Raw genomic sequence first — 1346 nt, 5'->3', positions numbered from 1 at the left:
AGAGCCGAGAGCCGAGAGCCGAGAGCCGAGAGCCGAGAGCCGAGAGCCGAGAGCCGAGAGCCGAGAGCCGAGAGCCGAGAGCCGAGAGCCGAGAGTGGCCCCGGTTCCATAAATAGCATTATGCGCATCACCACCTTGCGGAGCACCCTTCGGGGCTTACCAAATACCCGCCTCCTCCTATATATAGTCACGATAGTCATTTTCTATCGGAGGTCTGTTGTGGCCAATAGCAAGCGTAGTGATGAAGCCTGGACGGTCGCGAATGCCAAGGCGCGGTTGTCGGAGGTCATCGAGCGGGCCCAGAGTGAGCCGCAGATGATTACACGCAATGGAACACCAAGTGTGGTGATCGTTTCGGTCGAGGAATGGAATCGCAAGACAGCCCGCAAAGGCAGTCTCGCCAGTTTCCTGATGGAATCACCTTTGGCCGGAACCGAGCTCGAGACCGAGCGTCTGGTTGATCAGCCCCGAGACATTGCGCTGTGAACTTCCTGCTCGATACAAATGTGCTGTCCGAGGTGCGCCGGCCGCAGCCGGATGCCCATGTGATGGCCTGGCTCGACCAGGTGGATGAAGACCGCGTCTATCTCAGCGTCATCTCGATTGCCGAGATCGCCCGTGGGGTTGCTCTGATGGATGGGGGGAAGCGCAAGAGCGAACTGGCCCACTGGCTTGAGCACGAATTGCCGGCTCGATTCGCTGGTCGCGTGATTCCCGTTGATGTGCCGGCCGCCCTGACATGGGGAAGATTGCTCGCTCAGAGCAAAAATTCGGGGGTAGGTCTCAGCGTTATGGATGGCTGGATAGCAGCGATCGCCCAGACTCATGGTTTGACGCTGGTCACTCGCAACACAAAGGACTTCCAGAATCTCGGAATCGCCATGCTGAATCCCTGGGAAGGAGAGTAGGCGAGGGCCAATAGGACGGGCAGCCGTCTCGTTTGCTGGATTGCACGATAGAAAATGCATTTCGCGGCGAGAAATCGCAAAACGGCTGTAACGCCTACAAACCGGGCGCTTCAGGGCCGATTTCCACAGCCGGACGGAATTGGCGGGAACGAAATGTCAGTTTTGTCATCTAGGCTTGTTGACACTTACCGGGATCACCCTTAGAACCCCGCTCACCGCTGCAGAGCGAGACGCCAACCGGCGCCACGGAATGCAGCAAGCCACTGAAAACTAAAGACTTTTAGCTTTCAGATTTTCGGCTCTAATCTCTAAAATGACTTCGGTCGGTTCTGAGAAAAGAAAAGAAAATAGGTTGTTGACAGACTTAGGTGTCTCGATTACAACCCGGCCACGTTGACGACGCTGAGAGATGAAATTCTCTCCCACAGTTCGACGTTT

General features: G+C 56.2%; 2 protein-coding genes. Both read left to right on the top strand.

Annotated features, from left to right (window positions below):
- Positions 1 to 219 precede the first annotated feature (219 nt).
- Positions 220 to 486 carry a type II toxin-antitoxin system Phd/YefM family antitoxin gene (locus ABIE28_RS21105; protein ID WP_354066494.1) on the top strand — a complete coding sequence of 89 codons (267 nt, stop codon included), beginning with the start codon at positions 220 to 222 and terminating at the stop codon, positions 484 to 486.
- Positions 483 to 908 (top strand): type II toxin-antitoxin system VapC family toxin, encoded by a 426-nt coding sequence (locus ABIE28_RS21100; RefSeq protein WP_354066493.1) that lies wholly within the window; start codon positions 483 to 485, stop codon positions 906 to 908. The genes ABIE28_RS21105 and ABIE28_RS21100 overlap by 4 nt, the downstream gene beginning before the upstream one ends.
- Positions 909 to 1346 lie beyond the last annotated feature (438 nt).

Origin of the sequence: Devosia sp. 2618, assembly GCF_040546815.1 — a bacterium.
Classification (GTDB): domain Bacteria; phylum Pseudomonadota; class Alphaproteobacteria; order Rhizobiales; family Devosiaceae; genus Devosia.
Note: the sequence above shows the minus strand (reverse complement) of the source record. Positions and strands in the feature narration are given on the sequence as shown.